Source organism: Enterococcus sp. DIV1224 (genome assembly GCF_050555455.1).
In the GTDB taxonomy this organism is placed as follows: Bacteria; Bacillota; Bacilli; order Lactobacillales; family Enterococcaceae; genus Enterococcus_B; species Enterococcus_B lactis.
This window is the reverse complement of the sequence record NZ_CP187859.1, coordinates 2,402,501-2,416,319: the sequence shown is the minus strand read 5'-3', so window position 1 is coordinate 2,416,319 and position 13,819 is coordinate 2,402,501. Positions and strand designations below refer to the sequence as shown.

10 protein-coding genes, 1 tRNA gene and 2 rRNA genes (1 of these 13 only partly in view) are annotated in these 13,819 nt (G+C 41.6%); all 13 read left to right on the top strand.

The genetic code is table 11. The features are described 5' to 3' along the window. Positions 1-2 precede the first annotated feature (2 nt). Positions 3-1,598 carry a putative polysaccharide biosynthesis protein gene (locus IGK53_RS11920; protein WP_002290933.1) on the top strand — a complete coding sequence of 532 codons (1,596 nt, stop codon included), beginning with the start codon at positions 3-5 and terminating at the stop codon, positions 1,596-1,598. A 10-nt stretch (positions 1,599-1,608) separates the two neighbouring features. Next, positions 1,609-1,878, top strand: coding sequence for an RNA-binding S4 domain-containing protein (locus tag IGK53_RS11915; protein ID WP_002287407.1), 270 nt, complete (start codon positions 1,609-1,611; stop codon positions 1,876-1,878). A 67-nt stretch (positions 1,879-1,945) separates the two neighbouring features. Next, complete coding sequence (locus tag IGK53_RS11910) at positions 1,946-2,371, top strand: FtsB family cell division protein (protein WP_002290936.1); 426 nt, start codon at positions 1,946-1,948, stop codon at positions 2,369-2,371. 45 nt (positions 2,372-2,416) lie between these two features. Beyond that, positions 2,417-2,887, top strand: coding sequence for a S1 domain-containing RNA-binding protein (locus IGK53_RS11905; RefSeq protein ID WP_002290937.1), 471 nt, complete (start codon positions 2,417-2,419; stop codon positions 2,885-2,887). A gap of 119 nt (positions 2,888-3,006) precedes the next feature. Continuing rightward, positions 3,007-4,452, top strand: coding sequence for a tRNA lysidine(34) synthetase TilS (gene tilS, locus IGK53_RS11900; RefSeq protein WP_016629107.1), 1,446 nt, complete (start codon positions 3,007-3,009; stop codon positions 4,450-4,452). Beyond that, entirely contained in the window at positions 4,452-4,997 is a 546-nt protein-coding gene (hpt, locus tag IGK53_RS11895; protein ID WP_002290941.1) for a hypoxanthine phosphoribosyltransferase, read from the top strand. The genes tilS and hpt overlap by 1 nt, the downstream gene beginning before the upstream one ends. A gap of 89 nt (positions 4,998-5,086) precedes the next feature. Further along, a complete protein-coding gene (ftsH, locus tag IGK53_RS11890) occupies positions 5,087-7,198 on the top strand; it encodes an ATP-dependent zinc metalloprotease FtsH (protein WP_002290943.1) in 2,112 nt (703 codons plus the stop codon). Between the two features lie 216 nt (positions 7,199-7,414). Then, positions 7,415-8,302, top strand: coding sequence for an Hsp33 family molecular chaperone HslO (gene hslO, locus IGK53_RS11885; RefSeq protein WP_002290945.1), 888 nt, complete (start codon positions 7,415-7,417; stop codon positions 8,300-8,302). Beyond that, positions 8,303-9,307 carry a tRNA dihydrouridine synthase DusB gene (gene dusB / locus IGK53_RS11880; RefSeq protein ID WP_002290947.1) on the top strand — a complete coding sequence of 335 codons (1,005 nt, stop codon included), beginning with the start codon at positions 8,303-8,305 and terminating at the stop codon, positions 9,305-9,307. It begins immediately after the preceding gene. 110 nt (positions 9,308-9,417) lie between these two features. Further along, entirely contained in the window at positions 9,418-10,914 is a 1,497-nt protein-coding gene (gene lysS, locus IGK53_RS11875) for a lysine--tRNA ligase (RefSeq protein ID WP_002290948.1), read from the top strand. Between the two features lie 681 nt (positions 10,915-11,595). Beyond that, positions 11,596-13,156, top strand: a 16S ribosomal RNA gene (locus tag IGK53_RS11870). A gap of 76 nt (positions 13,157-13,232) precedes the next feature. Then, positions 13,233-13,305, top strand: a tRNA-Ala gene (locus tag IGK53_RS11865). Positions 13,306-13,482: 177 nt separating this feature from the next. After that, positions 13,483-13,819, top strand: a 23S ribosomal RNA gene (locus IGK53_RS11860); it runs 2,578 nt beyond the window's last position. Together the 16S and 23S rRNA genes with 1 tRNA gene alongside form the textbook arrangement of a ribosomal RNA operon.

The following is a 13,819-nucleotide window of genomic DNA, read 5'->3' as shown; positions in this document are numbered from 1 at the left end:
ATTTGGATCATAAAGAAATGCGGCGCGTCATGCAAGGAGCATTTGTACTGACGATTGCTTCTTTCATAGCAAAAGTATTAAGTGCCCTTTACCGAATTCCCCTCCAAAACTTAGTCGGCGACGAAGGTTTTTATGTTTATCAGCAAGTTTATCCAATTTATGGTATAGCAATGACTTTAGCTTTATCAGGTCTTCCGCAGTTCATATCAAAGTACGTTGCAGAAAGAAAGAATCCTTTCGAACGAAAGCAAGCTTTGCAAAGTCTTTATCCCTTGGTGTTTTGGACAGGCGTCTTTCTGTGGCTGTTTGTCTTTTCATTTAGCAGTTGGATTGCTTGGATGATGGGGGATATACAATTGAAACCACTGATCCAAGTAGTTTCTTTTACCTTTTTGCTGATGCCTGGTTTATCTTTTTATCGAGGGAATTTTCAAGGAAGATTTTTGATGGAACCAACGGCAGTTTCTCAAGTAGTTGAGCAGTTCGTTCGTGTTTCTGTAATCGTCTGTAGTGCATTTGCTTTTAGAAAGCTCGGATGGACGGTGTACCAAACAGGGACGGCAGCGATGAGTGGAGCCGTTTTTGGCGGGTTATGCGCATATGGAATCCTTCACTACTATGAACAAAAGATTCATGGAGGAGTATTAAGCTTCCGCCGGTTCCCATTATTCAAACAGCCACCAAAATCTTTGATCCGACGCTTTCTAGTAGAAGGCGGTCTGGTTTCGATTTATAGCGGATTACTCATCTTTTTTCAGCTGATCGACTCTTTCTTTGTAAAAAATGCTTTGGAAGTTTACGGTCTATCGGAATATGGTGCGAAGATAGCAAAAGGGGTCTATGACCGAGGGCAGCCTTTGGTTCAATTAGGTTTAGTGATTGCCACCGCATTAAGTGCGACATTTCTGCCTGCATTGACCCGTCATTTGACCAATCGGATCTATCGTCAGTTTTTGCAGACAGCCAAAATCTATCTTAGATTGACGACCGCTTTGGCATTAGCTGCATCTTTAGGATTAGCCTTACTGCTTCCTTATATCAATTATGCGTTGTTTAAAGATTATGCAGGAAATGCAGCGCTTGTATTGTTTGTTTTTTCCATTGCTTTTACTGCAGTCATCCAAGCCTATCAAAGTATTGCTCAAAGCAAGAACTCTTTTCGCCCTTCTTTAAAAGGAGCAGGATGGGGGCTCTTGGTAAAAGGATTGACTACTTCTTTTCTAACTGGTTTATTAGGAACAGCCGGAGCAAGCCTGTCTACCCTTTTAGGATTAGGTGTGACGCTTTGGTATTTTGTCCGAATCGAAACGAAAGAGCTAAATGCTTTTTGGAAAGAACGACATTTTGGGCGGAAGTTGATTATCAGCCTTCTTTGTATGACAGCAGTCCTGCTGCTGTATTATGGTGTATTGAATATAGTGTTTGGTCCTGTAACTCATCGTTCCACTGCTTTTTTTGTCAGTGTGATAGGCGTTGGGGTTGGCGCATCTGTGTTCATTTATGCAGTGATTCGTCTCCGTCTGTTTACAGTAAGAGAGTGGCTCATGTTGCCATTTGGTAAGAAAATTCTACGATTAAACAAAAAAATCAAAAAGTGAGGAATAAGATATGCGATTAGACAAATTTTTAAAAATATCCCGAATCATCAAAAGACGATCAGTAGCAAAAGAAGTGGCTGATAAAGGAAGGATCCAAATCAACGGAAAATTGGCAAAATCTTCCAGTGACGTCAAAGTAGGCGACATTTTGAAAGTCCAGTTCGGCAACAAAACATTGGAAGTGAAAATTACGGAATTACATGAATCGACCAAAAAAGAAGATGCACAAAAAATGTACGAAATTATTTCTGAAAATCGCACAGAAACACTAGAGAAATAGATTAGACAAGCTTTCATGATATTGGTATAATGAGAAAGACAATCAAAAAAGATTGGAGCGAATCCAAGTGACGAAAAAAAGCAATAAAATCGCTGCGCTAGATACGGAATATGCAAAGAAAAAGTATGCTGAATTTCAGCAACAACAACGACAACTGATTTTTCGAAGACGCAGACTGGCTGCAATTTTTGTTGGTGCTTTGGTCATTTTCGCGATAATAGGTGTGCAGATTTTCCATGATATGCAAAGGATGCATCAATTGAACGAATTGAGAGTCGAAGCAAATGCTGAAATGAAAGAAGTCAACGCAGACGTTGATCAGCTGCACCAAGATGTTTCATTGCTGAAAGATGATGAATATGTAGCTAAACTTGCCAGAAGCAAATTCTTTTACTCAAAAGACGGTGAAAAAGTTTATCCTATATTAGAATCAAATACAGACAGCTCGACAAATGAAACAGATCAATCAACTAGTTCTACAACTGCAAAATAAGCAGGAATATAAAAAAGGGAAATAATTAGGAGGAACATTTTTTTTATGTCAATCGAGGTAGGAGCAAAACTGCAAGGAAAAGTATCAGGAATTACAAATTTTGGTGCGTTTATTGATCTAGGTGCTGGAAAAACGGGTCTAGTTCATATTAGCGAAGTGTCAAATGGATATGTAAAAGACATCCATGATGTTTTAAGTGTAGGAGATGAAGTAACAGTCAAAGTTATTTCAGTAAATGATGATGGGAAAATCGGACTATCTATCCGCAAAGCGCAGGAACAACCTGTAGAATCTGGAGAAGAAAGCCGTCCTAAAAAATTTCAACAAAAAGATTCCCGTGACAACCGCAATCGTCCAGCACAGAAAAAATCTTTTTCTCGCAGTCAGCCTTCAGCTCAAAAAGAAGACTTCGATTCATTGATGAGTTCATTTTTGAAAGATAGCGATGACCGCTTATCTTCATTGAAGCGAAACACAGAAGGAAAACGCGGTGGTCGTGGCGGACGCCGCAGCTAATAAAGCTGAAAATAATGATGATGCGACTATTTTAGTCAGAGTATCAACAGAGGGCAGGTTAATTGTCGTTTTAGACGTTTTCCCGCTCTCTTTTTTTAGGAAGAAAGGGTGTGGAAAGAATGAGCGTTGAAAAAGACGGTAAAAAAGTACCGCTATTGCAGCAGTCATTTATTCGGCACGGGAATGAACAAAGATTCTGGCAAAAAGAATCAAGGATTTTAGCAGCGGTATCAGGTGGGGTTGATTCGATGGTTTTGCTCCATTTGCTTTTGCAAGCGCAACGCCAAATCGGTTTTTCTTTGGGCGTCGTCCATATCAATCACCAATTGAGAGAAGAATCAGCAGAAGAAGCTGCTTATCTTCGCTCATATTGTGAAAAGAAGAATCTCCCTTTATATGTAAGTGTTTGGGAAGATCCGGCCAAAACGGCCATAGAAACAGCAGCCCGTAACTTTCGTTATCAAGCATTCACTCGCGTGATGGAAGAAGAACAATATGATACGTTGATGACTGCTCATCATGGAGATGATCAAATCGAGACGGTGTTGATGAAAATCATTCGTGGAGGACAGTTAAGTACTTTTTCTGGAATCAAAGAAGTACAACCATTTGCTACGGGCAGGCTTGTTCGTCCATTGCTGAGTTTCAGTAAAGAAGAATTATATGCTTATGCAGCAGAATCACAGCTTGTTTACTTTGAGGATCAGACGAACCAATTATTAGATGTCCAAAGAAATCGGCTTCGCCATTTGGTTGTTCCTCAGTTAAAACAAGAAAACACCCAGGTGATGAGACATTTTCAGCAGTTTTCGCAACAGATTCAATGGGCAGACCAAGTCATTCAAAAATGTATGGGGCAGTTAATCGAAAAGGAAGTCGAACAGTTAAAGGATCGATTTCAATTTTCAGCAGAAATGATAGAAAAAATGGAAGAAGCGGAACGATACTATTTTTTCCACTCCTTCTTCGACAAAGTATTCTCAGAAACAGGGGTCATTTTGAAAGAGCAGCAAATGACATCGATTTTAGAGCAGTGGCAACAGAAAAAAAGTCAATGGCAGCTTAGCATCGGCAGCAACTGGGTACTGAAAAGAGAGTACCATTTTGTTGTACTCGCTAAAAAAGAAAAACAAGCCACTGCTCAGACAGAAGATCAGCGCTTGTTGCTTATTCCAGAACAAGGGATACAGTTGAACGAAACAGAATGGATTGGTCTGCTCAAACCTGAACATTCAGAGGACATCAAAGCAACAGATTCATGGTCTCTGTTTTCTCATGACATTTGGGTTCCCGCCGATGTGCAACTATATGTCGAAAAAAGAAAAGCAGGAGACCGTATTCAATTAACGGAGAAACTTACAAAAAAAGTATCTAGATATTTTATCGATCAGAAAGTACCTAATTCACAAAGGCAGCATGCTTGGATCATTACAGATGCCAAAAGAAATATATATAGCTTGATACCTTTTGCCTTTTCATATTTGAGTATTCGTGAAGAAACTGATAAAATACACTACATACTTCTTTACAAATATCAAAAAGAAGCAATTGGAAGGAGAACCTGATGTTGGAAAAGGATATTGAGAGAATTTTGATCTCACAAGAAGAGATAAAAATTCGTTGCAAAGAACTAGGCAAAGAGTTAACAGAAATTTACCAAAACACCAATCCCCTAGTAGTAGGTGTCTTAAAAGGAGCGGTACCATTCATGGCAGATATCGTTCGTTCTATCGATACGTATTTGGAATTGGATTTCATGGATGTTTCAAGCTACGGGAATGCAACAGTCTCGTCAGGGGAAGTAAAAATCGTCAAAGACTTGGATACAAATGTAGAAGGTCGCGATCTGTTGATCGTTGAAGATATCATTGACAGCGGAAGAACACTCGCTTATTTAGTGGATCTTTTCAAATACCGCAAAGCTAAATCAGTCAAAATCGTTACACTACTTGACAAACCCGAAGGAAGAGTAGTAAACATCGAAGCAGATTATGTTGGGTTCAACGTACCAAATGAATTTGTTGTCGGTTATGGCCTGGATTATGCAGAAGCATATCGTAACCTTCCGTACATCGGTGTATTGAAACCTAGTGTTTATCAATCAAATTAATGCTGTATCTCAATTAAATTATGGTACAATAGAATGGTCAGGATTGATAAAAAACTGTTAAATTAAATTGACGCTTAGGGAGGGCAACTATGAACAAAAAGAACAATGGCATGATGAAAAATGCCTTGTATTATGTCCTCGTAATCTTAGCGATGGTAATGGTCGTTTATTTCATTTTTGGTAATAACGGCCAGCGATCGTCAGATATCGAGTACTCAAAATTCACAGAACAACTACAAGCAGGCAAAATCAAAGAGTTTGAAGTGCAGCCTGCAAATGGTGTATATAAGATCACTGGTGAATACAAGGAACAGCAGACAGTCGCTAACAGCGGCGGGTTAGCTATCTTGGGTTCAACAGATACGACTACTACCCATTTCACAACAATCATTTTGCCAAATGATACAACATTGAGCCAAGTAACAGAACTGGCAAAAGAAAACAAAGTTGCTACAACAGTAAAAGAAGAATCAAGCAGCGGCGTATGGGTTTCGTTATTGCTTAGCTTCTTGCCGATCGTGATCATCATCTTTTTCTTCTACATGATGATGGGACAACAAGGCGGCGGCGGTGGCGGTGGCGGCCGTGTCATGAACTTTGGTAAATCAAAAGCCAAAGAAGCAGACAAAAAAGCTAATCGCGTACGTTTTTCTGATGTAGCGGGTGCGGAAGAAGAAAAACAAGAACTAGTTGAAGTTGTTGAATTTCTGAAAGATCCTCGCCGATTTGTTGAATTAGGTGCCCGTATCCCGGCAGGTGTACTTTTAGAAGGACCTCCAGGAACAGGTAAAACCTTGTTAGCAAAAGCTGTTGCCGGAGAAGCTGGCGTACCATTTTATTCGATCTCAGGTTCTGATTTCGTAGAAATGTTTGTCGGTGTCGGGGCAAGCCGTGTTCGTGATTTGTTTGAAACAGCGAAGAAAAACGCACCGGCTATCATTTTCATCGATGAAATTGATGCAGTAGGTCGTCAACGTGGTGCCGGTATGGGCGGCGGACATGATGAACGCGAACAAACATTGAACCAATTGCTTGTAGAAATGGATGGTTTCGACGGAAATGAAGGAGTAATCGTCATTGCTGCAACTAACCGTTCTGACGTACTAGATCCAGCGTTACTACGTCCCGGACGTTTTGACCGTCAAATTTTAGTTGGCCGTCCAGATGTAAAAGGACGTGAAGCAATCTTACGTGTCCATGCACGGAATAAACCGATGGCCGATGATGTTGACTTGAAAGTTGTTGCTCAACAGACTCCAGGGTTTGCCGGAGCAGATTTGGAAAACGTCTTGAACGAAGCGGCGCTAGTAGCTGCTAGAAGAAATAAAAAGAAAATCGATGCTTCTGATATCGATGAAGCGGAAGATCGCGTGATTGCAGGTCCAGCTAAAAAAGATCGTGTAATCAGCAAAAAAGAACGCGAAATGGTTGCTTATCACGAAGCTGGTCATACGATTGTCGGATTAGTGTTAAGTCGCGCTCGGGTCGTCCACAAAGTAACGATTATCCCTCGCGGACGCGCCGGTGGATATATGATCGCTTTGCCAAAAGAAGATCAGTTCTTGATGACAAAAGAAGATATGTTTGAACAAATCGTAGGCTTGCTTGGTGGACGTACAGCTGAAGAAATCATCTTCAATGTCCAATCAACTGGTGCCTCCAATGACTTTGAACAAGCGACAGCTTTAGCACGAAGCATGGTAACAGAATATGGAATGAGCGATCGTTTAGGTCCCGTTCAATATGAAGGCAATCATCAAGTGTTCGTTGGCCGCGACTACGGTCAAACAAAAGCTTACTCTGAACAAGTTGCTTTCGAAATTGATCAAGAAGTACGCAAGATTTTGATGGAAGCTCATGCCAAAGCTCATGAAATCATCGAAGCGCATCGTGCACAGCATAAATTGATTGCTGAAAAACTTCTGGAATTCGAAACATTGGATGCCAAAGCAATCAAATCGTTATTCGAACACGGTGTGATGCCTGAAGGTACTGAGTCAAATGATTATCCAAGCGAAAAAGAAGCGAAAACTTTTGAAGAAGCAAAACGTGCTTTGGAAGAAAAAGACGCTGAAAAACAAGCAGAAGAAAAACGTGATTTTGAAGAAGCAAAACATGAACTGCATGAGGAAAATAAAGCAGAGCATGATTCAGATTCTCAACAATCAGAAGATGATCATTCAGACGATCGATACAAATAAAAAAATATAGGTCAATTGATCTGATAGGACTCCCGAAAACCGGAACAAAAACCGGTTTTCGGGAGATTTCTTTATTTAAGATGTAAATAGAATGATGTCCTGTTTTCTAGATGATTCTGAATTATTTTTAAAAGAAGCATTCCAAAGTTGAAAAAAGCAGGAGTTGCTAGTATGATTCACTATGAGTTTAAAAACGGAAAAAGGAGTACATAACAAATGAAAGATTATCTGGTTAAGGCACTTGCTCACGACGGATTCGTACGAGCATACGCCGTTCAAGCAACAAATACCGTAGCGGAAGCACAAAGACGTCATGATACTTGGCATACGTCCTCAGCTGCTTTAGGACGAACATTAGTGGGCAGTCTGCTGCTTGGTGCAACACTTAAAGGAGAAGATAAACTAACTGTTCGAATCCAAGGCGATGGTCCAGCAGCGGGAATCGTAGTAGATGCAAATGGGAAGGGAGATGTGAAAGGCTACATCAAAAATCCGCATCTCAGTCTTCCTTTGAATAGTGAAGGTAAAATCGATGTGCGAGGAGCAGTTGGGACACAAGGGATGTTTACTGTCACAAAAGATTTAGGATTAAAAGAACCTTTTTCTGGACAAACGCCAATTGTTTCTGGAGAAATCGCTGAAGATTTTACTTACTATCTCGCTATCTCAGAACAAATCCCTTCAGCTGTTGGACTAAGTGTACTGGTCAATACTGATGACAGTATCAAGACAGCGGGTGGATTCATGATTCAAATCATGCCAGGTGCCGATGAAGAAACAATCAGCAAGATTGAGGAACAATTAAAAACAACACCAAGAATCTCTACTCTCTTAGATGAAGGACAGACACCAGAAGAAATATTGAAGGGATTGCTTGATACAGAAGAGCTGAACGTTTTAGAAAAAATGCCTATTCAATTCAAATGTGACTGTTCGAAAGAAAAATTTGCAGAAGCAATTATCGCGCTAGGTGCAGAAGAAATCCAAGCAATGATAGATGAAGATCATGGAGCAGAAGCGGTATGCTCTTTCTGTAACAATAAATACAAGTATAGTGAAGAAGAATTAGCTGGATTGAAGAAAGAAGCCTTAGGAGGAATTTAAGTGGAACACAAATGGAAAATCGGCAATGTTGAAATCCCTAATCGTGTCGTTGTTGCGCCGATGGCTGGAATAACAAATTCAGCATTTCGAGTCACTGTCAAAGAATTTGGTGCAGGCTTAGTCGTATGTGAAATGATCAGTGACCAAGGTATCCATTTCAGAAACAAAAAAACTTTAGAGATGCTCCACATTGAAGAAACAGAACATCCATTAAGTTTACAGATATTTGGCGGGAACAAAGACAGCCTAGTTGAAGCTGCTCAATTTGTCGAAGAAAACACAGCTGCAGATATAATAGACATCAATATGGGCTGTCCAGTAAACAAAGTGATCAAAGCAGAAGCAGGGGCAAAGTGGCTTTTAGATCCTGAGAAAGTATACGAAATGGTCCAAGCTGTTTCTTCAGCAGTGGATATCCCTGTAACGGTCAAGATGCGTATCGGTTGGGATGAAGAACACGTCTTTGCTGTAGAAAATGCATTAGCAGCACAATCAGCTGGAGCAAGTGCCATCGCTATGCACGGGCGTACACGGGTTCAGATGTATGAGGGAAAAGCAGATTGGGAAATATTAAAAGAAGTAAAAAAACATCTCACCATCCCATTTATGGGGAACGGGGATGTCAAAACACCCGAAGATGCAAAACGGATGCTTGATTATGTTGGTGCAGACGGTGTGATGATTGGCCGGGCAGCTTTGGGAAACCCATGGATGATTCATCGTACACAGCATTATCTAGAAACAGGAGAATTGATTCCTGAGCCAACACCAGCCGAAAAGATTGCTACAGCTAAACTTCATTTACAACGCTTAGCAGATCTCAAAGGAGAAAAAGTAGCATGTAGAGAATTCAGAACACATGCGGCTTATTATTTAAAAGGGATTCCTCGAGCAGCAAAAGTGAAAGTAGCAATCAATCAGACAGAAAATCAGCAAGAAATCAATGATCTGCTGGATCAATTTGTAGAAAAAACGGAAAAAGTACTATTGAAACAAACGTTGTGATTTCTAAGTTTTTCGTGAATTTTCAAGCCGAAATTCCAAGTTCGGCTTGCTTTTTTTGTGTTTCATTGGCATTATAGGAAAGAGATTAACATGAGAATGGAGGAACTTTTGTGACACAGGAACAACAACATCAAGTAGAAGATTTAAATGATCAAATGCTTGTACGTCGTCAAAAAATGGAACAATTGCGTGAAGATGGAATCGATCCATTTGGAAAAAGATTTGAACGCACACACAACTCAGAAGAATTGCATGAACTATTTGATCCAAGAACAAAAGAAGAACTAGCAGAGATGGGATTGACCGCTAGTGTAGCTGGTCGTATGATGACTCGCCGAGGAAAAGGAAAAGCTGGATTTGCGCATCTACAAGATCGTGAAGGCCAAATTCAAATTTATGTGAGAAAAGACCAAGTAGGTGATGAAGCCTATGAAGTATTCAAACATGCAGACCTTGGAGATTTCTTTGGTGTAACTGGACAAATCATGAAAACAGACACAGGCGAAGTTTCTATCAAAGCTTCAGAAATCACGATTTTGTCAAAAGCACTTCGTCCACTGCCAGATAAATACCATGGCTTGACGAATATTGAACAACGCTACAGACAACGCTACTTGGATTTGATCAGTAATCGCGAAAGCTTTGACCGATTTATGAAACGAAGCCAAATTATCAGCGAGATCCGTCGTTATTTAGATGGCAATGGCTATATCGAAGTAGAAACGCCAGTATTGCATAATGAGGCAGGTGGAGCCGCTGCTCGTCCGTTCATCACGCACCATAATGCACTGGATATTGATTTATATTTGCGTATCGCGTTGGAGCTTCATTTGAAACGACTAATTGTCGGCGGAATGGAAAAAGTTTATGAAATCGGTCGTGTTTTCCGTAATGAAGGGATTGACACTACGCATAATCCAGAATTTACGATGTTAGAAGCATACACAGCATATACTGATTTCAATGATGTAATGAATCTGACAGAAGGTATTATCCGTAACGCAGCTCAAAAAGTACTAGGGACAGCGAAAATCACATATGATGGACAAGCTGTTGACTTAGAAAGCGACTTTAAACGTATCCATATGGTAGATGCAATCAAAGAACAAACTGGTGTAGATTTCTGGAAAGAAATGACATTGGAAGAAGCATTAGCCTTAGCTGAAAAGCATAACGTAGAAGTAACAGAAGCGATGGGAGTCGGACATGTTATCAATGAATTCTTTGAAACGTTTGTTGAAGAAACGTTGACACAACCGACATTTGTTTACGGACATCCAGTCGAAGTTTCGCCGTTAGCGAAGAAAAATCCAGAAGATCCTCGATTCACAGACCGATTCGAACTGTTTATCGTAGGACGCGAATTTGCTAATGCCTTTACAGAACTAAACGATCCAATTGATCAAAGAGAACGATTTGAAGCACAAGAAAAAGAACGTGAACTAGGGAACGATGAAGCTCACGGTGTAGACGAAGACTTCTTGGAAGCATTAGAATACGGTATGCCACCAACTGGTGGTCTAGGTATCGGGATTGACAGATTAGTGATGCTGCTAACTGACGCTCAATCCATTCGGGACGTTCTACTATTCCCAACAATGAGATAATCAAATAAAAGCTGTCTAGGGGACTCCTTAGGCAGCTTTTGCTATGTAGAAAGCAACAAACAATAACGAATGTTCAAAAGCTGTTATCAAATATTGCAGACATTAATGGAGCCGAAAGCGAACGATGAAGAAAGAAAAGTAGTGAATAATCGCTTATTGAAAAAAACTTGAAAAAATACAAAAAATTCGTTGACCAAGATAAATTTAGTTGGTATATTATTACTTGTCCAAAAGACAGAAGGAAATATTTCTTCAAAAACATAACAAAAAAGTTATTGACATGTTGCTAACGACATGATAAGATAACTGAGTCGTTAAAAAAGAATAGCTTGCGAAGCTTGATTCTATCGAAAAAAACTTCAAAAAAGTTCTTGACAAATAACAAACGATGAGTTATGATAAATGAGTTGCTGAAAGATTTTGAAAAACGAAATCGAAAAAAACTTTTAAAAAAGAGTTGACAATCACTTGTCGCTCTGGTATGATATAAAAGTTGCTACGGCAGCCGAAAATAAATCGGAAAAACACTTCCGATGAAGTAGACCTTTGAAAACTGAACAAAGTAAGACAAACCAAATGTGTAGGGCGTCTTGATTCAATTCAAGACAACAAGCATTTTTAACAAGCAAGCAATATGCTAGCAAACAAATTGAGCTTAACAATCGCAAGATTGTTCGAACTTTTTATGAGAGTTTGATCCTGGCTCAGGACGAACGCTGGCGGCGTGCCTAATACATGCAAGTCGTACGCTTCTTTTTCCACCGGAGCTTGCTCCACCGGAAAAAGAAGAGTGGCGAACGGGTGAGTAACACGTGGGTAACCTGCCCATCAGAAGGGGATAACACTTGGAAACAGGTGCTAATACCGTATAACAATCGAAACCGCATGGTTTTGATTTGAAAGGCGCTTTCGGGTGTCGCTGATGGATGGACCCGCGGTGCATTAGCTAGTTGGTGAGGTAACGGCTCACCAAGGCCACGATGCATAGCCGACCTGAGAGGGTGATCGGCCACATTGGGACTGAGACACGGCCCAAACTCCTACGGGAGGCAGCAGTAGGGAATCTTCGGCAATGGACGAAAGTCTGACCGAGCAACGCCGCGTGAGTGAAGAAGGTTTTCGGATCGTAAAACTCTGTTGTTAGAGAAGAACAAGGATGAGAGTAACTGTTCATCCCTTGACGGTATCTAACCAGAAAGCCACGGCTAACTACGTGCCAGCAGCCGCGGTAATACGTAGGTGGCAAGCGTTGTCCGGATTTATTGGGCGTAAAGCGAGCGCAGGCGGTTTCTTAAGTCTGATGTGAAAGCCCCCGGCTCAACCGGGGAGGGTCATTGGAAACTGGGAGACTTGAGTGCAGAAGAGGAGAGTGGAATTCCATGTGTAGCGGTGAAATGCGTAGATATATGGAGGAACACCAGTGGCGAAGGCGGCTCTCTGGTCTGTAACTGACGCTGAGGCTCGAAAGCGTGGGGAGCAAACAGGATTAGATACCCTGGTAGTCCACGCCGTAAACGATGAGTGCTAAGTGTTGGAGGGTTTCCGCCCTTCAGTGCTGCAGCTAACGCATTAAGCACTCCGCCTGGGGAGTACGACCGCAAGGTTGAAACTCAAAGGAATTGACGGGGGCCCGCACAAGCGGTGGAGCATGTGGTTTAATTCGAAGCAACGCGAAGAACCTTACCAGGTCTTGACATCCTTTGACCACTCTAGAGATAGAGCTTCCCCTTCGGGGGCAAAGTGACAGGTGGTGCATGGTTGTCGTCAGCTCGTGTCGTGAGATGTTGGGTTAAGTCCCGCAACGAGCGCAACCCTTATTGTTAGTTGCCATCATTCAGTTGGGCACTCTAGCAAGACTGCCGGTGACAAACCGGAGGAAGGTGGGGATGACGTCAAATCATCATGCCCCTTATGACCTGGGCTACACACGTGCTACAATGGGAAGTACAACGAGTTGCGAAGTCGCGAGGCTAAGCTAATCTCTTAAAGCTTCTCTCAGTTCGGATTGCAGGCTGCAACTCGCCTGCATGAAGCCGGAATCGCTAGTAATCGCGGATCAGCACGCCGCGGTGAATACGTTCCCGGGCCTTGTACACACCGCCCGTCACACCACGAGAGTTTGTAACACCCGAAGTCGGTGAGGTAACCTTTTTGGAGCCAGCCGCCTAAGGTGGGATAGATGATTGGGGTGAAGTCGTAACAAGGTAGCCGTATCGGAAGGTGCGGCTGGATCACCTCCTTTCTAAGGAATATTACGGAGACTACACAATTTGTTTTTACTTTGTTCAGTTTTGAGAGGTTTACTCTCAATTTAAAACGGGGCCTTAGCTCAGCTGGGAGAGCGCCTGCTTTGCACGCAGGAGGTCAGCGGTTCGATCCCGCTAGGCTCCATTAACAACATTAGTTGTTAAATTTGTTCATTGAAAACTGGATATTTGAAGTAAATGTAAGTAATACAAACCGAGAACACCGCGTTGAATGAGTTTTTTAATAAGTTCAATTGCTTATTTTCTTGATCTAACTTCTATCGCTAGAAGAAGGATCAAAACCCAACCGTAAGGTTGATAAGGTTAAGTGAATAAGGGCGCACGGTGGATGCCTTGGCACTAGGAGCCGATGAAGGACGGGACTAACACCGATATGCTTTGGGGAGCTGTACGTAAGCTATGATCCAGAGATTTCCGAATGGGGGAACCCAGCATCTTTAATAGGATGTTACGATTGTGTGAATACATAGCACATTCGAGGTAGACGCAGAGAACTGAAACATCTAAGTACCTGCAGGAAGAGAAAGAAAATTCGATTCCCTGAGTAGCGGCGAGCGAAACGGGAAAAGCCCAAACCAACAAGCTTGCTTGTTGGGGTTGTAGGACTCCAATATGGTCGTTCTTTCAGATAGTCGAAT

What these genes read in the sequence shown, in the direction of transcription:
- IGK53_RS11905 (WP_002290937.1), top strand. Translation starts at nt 2,417, where the DNA reads ATGTCAATCGAGGTAGGAGCAAAACTGCAAGGAAAAGTATCAGGAATT.
- hslO (WP_002290945.1), top strand. Translation starts at nt 7,415, where the DNA reads ATGAAAGATTATCTGGTTAAGGCACTTGCTCACGACGGATTCGTACGA.
- tilS (WP_016629107.1), top strand. Translation starts at nt 3,007, where the DNA reads ATGAGCGTTGAAAAAGACGGTAAAAAAGTACCGCTATTGCAGCAGTCA.
- hpt (WP_002290941.1), top strand. Translation starts at nt 4,452, where the DNA reads ATGTTGGAAAAGGATATTGAGAGAATTTTGATCTCACAAGAAGAGATA.
- ftsH (WP_002290943.1), top strand. Translation starts at nt 5,087, where the DNA reads ATGAACAAAAAGAACAATGGCATGATGAAAAATGCCTTGTATTATGTC.
- IGK53_RS11915 (WP_002287407.1), top strand. Translation starts at nt 1,609, where the DNA reads ATGCGATTAGACAAATTTTTAAAAATATCCCGAATCATCAAAAGACGA.